This window comes from Planococcus sp. A6 (assembly GCF_028823615.1).
Taxonomy (GTDB): domain Bacteria; phylum Bacillota; class Bacilli; order Bacillales_A; family Planococcaceae; genus Planococcus.
This window is the reverse complement of record NZ_JAPEHT010000175.1, coordinates 1-5,092: the sequence shown is the minus strand read 5'-3', so window position 1 is coordinate 5,092 and position 5,092 is coordinate 1. Positions and strand designations below refer to the sequence as shown.

General features: G+C 46.5%; 5 protein-coding genes. All 5 read right to left on the bottom strand.

Annotated elements, in window-relative coordinates:
• Positions 1-601, bottom strand: a 601-nt coding sequence (locus ON064_RS16935) for a glucosaminidase domain-containing protein (protein ID WP_274625691.1), incomplete at its 3' end; no start/stop codon positions are given.
• Between the two features lie 14 nt (positions 602-615).
• Positions 616-2,490: a VirB4 family type IV secretion system protein gene (locus ON064_RS16930; RefSeq protein WP_274625690.1), complete on the bottom strand. Its 1,875-nt coding sequence runs from the start codon at positions 2,488-2,490 to the stop codon at positions 616-618.
• Positions 2,491-2,501: 11 nt separating this feature from the next.
• The gene (locus ON064_RS16925; protein WP_274625692.1) at positions 2,502-3,536 is read right to left on the bottom strand and encodes a TrsD; all 1,035 of its coding nucleotides are present in this window, start codon (positions 3,534-3,536) and stop codon (positions 2,502-2,504) included.
• 27 nt (positions 3,537-3,563) lie between these two features.
• A complete protein-coding gene (locus ON064_RS16920) occupies positions 3,564-3,788 on the bottom strand; it encodes a hypothetical protein (protein WP_274625689.1) in 225 nt (74 codons plus the stop codon).
• 211 nt (positions 3,789-3,999) lie between these two features.
• On the bottom strand, positions 4,000-4,941 hold the full coding sequence (locus tag ON064_RS16915) for a replication initiator protein A (protein WP_274625688.1): 942 nt from the start codon (positions 4,939-4,941) through the stop codon (positions 4,000-4,002).
• Positions 4,942-5,092 lie beyond the last annotated feature (151 nt).

The following is a 5,092-nucleotide window of genomic DNA, read 5'->3' as shown; positions in this document are numbered from 1 at the left end:
TGACATTCGGAACCCAATGACTGTTCAGGTTGGTCGGGTCATTACTAGCTCCTATCGGTGCATAAACGGAACCCAGGTCGGCGATGGTTCCAAGACCGTCCTGGATGATGCGATTGTGCAAGGTCTTGCCCATCGAGGCAATTCCTTCTTCCAACGTATCAAAGACAAACAGCCCGTCTGCCCCCATCAAGCCTCCGGGATTGTTCTTTTCCACCACAGCCGACGAGGTCCCGTGACCGGTTTCGTGCAGCGCAATCGCAGCCATGAGAACCGGATCGATCCCCTGTTCTTCCGCAACTTCCAGGAACACGTCCTCCATCCCTTCAAAAACGCCCGCAGAGGCAAATCCAGCTTCCCATAACTCTTTATCCAATTCGCCTTCCGGAGCACAATAGGCGCCGCCTGAGGAGCCTGAGAGAGCATCTAAATTGCTGTCGGGGTCATCTAAGTTGAAATCTTCGCCTTTACTCGCCATCGACATGAACACAGGCATGATGATTAGCAAAATCGTGACGCCAACGGCAATCAATCCGAGTGGACTAAATAAGACCTTCGTCAGCAAGATCGACCCTATCGTTTTGGCTGCGTCTTTCGGATTCATGCCCTCATCCCTTTTCAAATCGTCAGTTCGTTAATGCTCTTCTGTTCAAACCACAACTTCTCGGTCACTTCGTTCAACTGCACTTCGAGTTTGATCTTTTTGGAACCGGTATAGAAAATGCCTTTGCCGGCTTGTTCTTTCTTCTTGCCGTCTTTCAAAATCAACGTCGATCGCTCTTCTTTCGAGAATTGGTTGCCGAGTTCTTCTTCCAGATACTTCAGCTCTTCTTCGCTCATTGGCAAATACAGCCGTTGAACAGATTGCGTGATGATCGCTTTCCCGTAGTTCCGGTTCTCATCACGTGCCGACAAGAAGTCTTCGACCGATTGGGAGGCCGTGGTAATGCCGCAGTTGAACGACCGGAGCACCTTCATCATGAAGTAGATGAATTCCATCGCTTTCGGCACTTTCGGGTCGGCGATAACGTGCGCTTCATCAATGAAGATTTCGCTCGGCTGCCGGTCGCCACTCATAATTTCATAGGTCGTGTGTGAGAGGATGTTGTAGAAGAGAATCCGTTGAATCTTTTCGTTGTTGCTCATTTCCTTCAAGTCATAGCAAACCAATTCATTGTCAATGTTGACGTTCGTCGGTCCGTTGAACAGTTCCGAGTAAATGCCGTACACGTAGGTTTCCAAGGTTGTATGGAAATCTCGGATTCGTTCGTACAACGGTGGGTCGTTCTGTTTATCCCGGGCAATCAACTCGTACAGGTCTTCCAAGATGGGATAATCATCTGCCGTTAACTGGTTCACATCGGTCGTCTCATCGATTCCCTTCTCTTCGTAGACCTTCTGGATGTACCGGCTTAGGATGTCTTCCTGGAGGTCGCTCATGGAGTTGTACATCAATTGGAACATGACCAACAGGTTCGAAATCTTCGTCAGCAAAATGTTGCCGAGTTCCGTTTCTTCCATTTGAATCTTTTCGCTGATCTTTGGCAGGTCCATCGGGTTGATCCGGTTTCCGCCTTTCAGCTGGAACTTGACCCAGGCACCACCGAGATCCGAATAGTTCCGACCGAACTCCCCTTTTGGATCCACCGTAATGATTTTCCGTCCGAGCATGTGCTTGTTCGTCATGTTCGCAAACAAGTACGTCGATTTTCCGATCCCGGAAATCCCGATGACGAATTCATGCCGGTTCAATAGGTTCGTGTCGTCGACAATCACGACATTTCCCGTCGTCATGTTCCGACCTTTGATCAAGCCCGTTTCGGAGAACATTTCGTTTTCGTGGAATGGGAAGAAATACGAGATTGCTTCCGAGTTGGTCATTTTGTAGGTAAGCTCGTCCACTTTGTTGTCATTCAACGGAAGGAACGACCGGAAGGCATCCACGGCACGGTCCGTCGGGTTATGAATGATGCCGATTTTCGAGAATTTACTTTTCACAGTCGTCGTCAGTTGGTCCAGTTCTTCTTGTGAACTCGCGACCAAATGGATGAGCGTATGAAAGAGATAAATCTTGTCGTTTCGGTACGACAGGTTTCGCAGCATTTCCGAAGCACTTTCAATCTGTCCTTCGGATTCGATGACGGTCTGTTCATCGGCGAAGCGTGTGTTCATCTTCATTCGGTTTTGCTTGATGCTTTTGACGAGCTGCGTCCGGACTTCGCCCATGTTGTATTCCTGCAGGTAATGGACCAGTGACACATTCTCGGGAATCTCTGTCACTTGCTGGATCTTGTTTTGGTCTTGAATCGGATCGTAATCCACGATGAGAAGCGTCCGGGTGTAATTCGCCCCCACTCGGACGGAGGAATCGTATTCCGTCAGGTTGTCTGGGGCAATGGCCGTGAGAAGCGTTTCGTTCATGCCACTGACCGTGTCTTCAAAGGTTGTTTCGTCTGGTTGTTTGGGCTGTAGCCACTTCGGTTTCCACACCATGTCTCCACCTCCTACTCAAATCGATCATTCAGCAAGCTCTTGTATTGCTCGACCAAGGCTTTGGCTGTGTTTTTCCCAACGACCACATCGAGCTTCGCGTTGGTTTTATGGACGATGTTCTGTCCTTGCGCCTGGGCATTCTCGAAATCGATGCAGGCATAATAGAATTTTAAGAGTTCGTCGTTCTCAAGAATCTTCACGTCCAACTTCTCGTACCCCGACAGCATCTGTTCGAGTTTGGCTTGCAGGATGTTTGCCGTCGTTTCGAGTTTCAGGTAATCCTTCGGCGAATTCGTCATCGGTTTGGAAATCACCAAGTACCGTTTCCGGGTCACCATGTTCTTCGACTTTTGGATCCGTTCGATCTGCTCGGCGTAGCCTTGCTTGAGCATGCGTTTCGCATAGGATGAGTTCTGGTCGACTTGCTCGTTGAACCACATCAAGTAGTTCGTTAAATTGATTGGCTGCGCGACTTGCATCAACTGGATCTGTTTCTCCCCTGTATCGTTGATAAACGATTGATACGCCGACAAGACGTTCTCTTTCGCCAGCTCGTTCATTAGCGAGAGGTTGACTGACGATACTTCCAATACCTTAATCAAGCGCCGGTCCGAAGACTCCAAACAGCCGTTGGCGATATTCGCGAGTCCTAATTCTGTTCGAGTGTCTCGTTCGTTCCGGCTCATCGGTAAGGCTCCTTTCGCGTAATGAAAATCTTTCTTCCGGTGCTTCGCTCGCAGTTTCCAAATCACTTTGTATTGCAAGAGCGACAAGTTCTTCCGCACCGGATGCTTGTTCAGTTGAAACACCGTCACGATCATCGCCGGCACAAACGCCACGAGGAGGAGTTGCTGATTGAGCGTCCCTGCCCGGTACAACAAGTACGAGATGAACGCCCCTAAGATCAGAAACGGGGAAACGATGAAGACATCCTGGAACGAGATGTTGCCGTACAGGTACTTCTTCGTGTCGATGTTCAACGGCAATTCGACTTTGCCTCGCTCACGCAGCCGTTCCTGGCGCTCCATATAGGAATCTGTTCGCATGGGTATCACATACTTTCTCCCGTTTTCTTACAGGTTCATTTGGATGTAATCAATCACTGGTTTTGCCAATAGGAACAACACGACGCCCAAAACGCACAGTTTCAGACCGTTTTTGAATTTCGGTGACGATTGTTCATCGCCGGCCCATACCCCAATTGCACAAATCAAGAGACCGATCATGAAAATCGTGATGAAGGTTGTTTGCATATCACTGAACAATGTATTCAAGAACGTACTAATTCGATCAAACATAGTTGCCACCACCTTTCTTCTGTGTCTTAACGGTAACAAACTGCCAGTTATTCGGCAATTAAAAATGCCAATTTAATGGCAGTACTTAAATCCCCTTTTAAAACCCCTTATCCTCAAATAAACTAGGATTTGTATGCCTTTATTCTTAATTCATAATTTGAAAGGCCCAATTTATCAGATTATTTTTTAACGTATAAATTAAAAAAGGAAGTCACTTGGACTTCCTTTTCGCTAGTTTGAGAAGTAATCTCGCTTTTTCAGCCTCCAGTTCTTCTGGAGAAAGCGTTTCTTGCGTGTCTTCATGGGGACTTGGTTCTTGAAGCCAATCGGGAACCATCTCGGTTCTGACAGGCTTTTGAATGGGCTGTGTTTGAATCCCCAGCCATTTCTTTTTATCTTCGACTGCCTTTGTGAGCCGTGCGGTAATGCTTTTGATACGTCCTGGTGTGCGTTCGAGAGAGTACTGCAAAGCGTCGGCATACTGATGCAACGTCAATACCTCTTCGTGAGCAAAGTAATGATTCGCAATATCCTGAACCTCAATGGTGTCATCCATCAATCGTTCTTTGTTTTTGATCAAGACCTGCACAATCACTTCCGGAAGATCCGTTTTCTCTCTCAGTTGATTGATCTTTATTTCAGTCTCACTAAAATCAGTCTTGTTAAGGTCAGTATCATTAGTGTTAAAATTTTTAACTTCTTGAAGTAAAAAATTTTGATTTCTTGAAGTTAAAGATTTTAACTTCTGTTGTGCCCCAAGGGTTTCAGACTCTTTTTCAGGTTCTTCGATCTGCTTTACATCCGAGATTTCCGCCACAGGTTTGAGCAAATACAGCCGATTGGATTGCGACAATCCCATGCGTTTTTCTTCTAACAATTCAGCTTGATGCAATTCTTTTTTGATTTTGATGACGGTCGGTTTGCTGCAATTCAAGATATCGGATAACTGCTGATTTCCATACAAGAAGTAGATATTCCCTTCCTCATCAAACCAATCGTTCTTTATCGACAAATCCAAACGATCTTGAAGAATCGCAAAGGCGATCTTCGCGTCATTGCTCAGTCTCTTGTAACGGTCATTGGTGAAAAACACCTTGGGCAGTCGATAAAATCGCTGCGCAGCCTCTTCTCGTATGTTGTACTTTCCAGTCATCTTACATACCCCTTTCATTCTCTTAACTGAATTAGAGAAACTTCAAAGGGCTTCAAGCTCTTCTGCATAGACAAGATCTAACTTGGACTACTCGTTAGACCTGCATTTATGCTATAATTAGAGCAATCAATAGTTCCTTTGAAATTTCTCT

Bases quoted from the DNA above. Each gene is read 5' to 3' on its own strand.
- ON064_RS16930 (WP_274625690.1), bottom strand. From the start codon at position 2,490: ATGGTGTGGAAACCGAAGTGGCTACAGCCCAAACAACCAGACGAAACA.
- ON064_RS16925 (WP_274625692.1), bottom strand. From the start codon at position 3,536: ATGCGAACAGATTCCTATATGGAGCGCCAGGAACGGCTGCGTGAGCGA.
- ON064_RS16920 (WP_274625689.1), bottom strand. From the start codon at position 3,788: ATGTTTGATCGAATTAGTACGTTCTTGAATACATTGTTCAGTGATATG.
- ON064_RS16915 (WP_274625688.1), bottom strand. From the start codon at position 4,941: ATGACTGGAAAGTACAACATACGAGAAGAGGCTGCGCAGCGATTTTAT.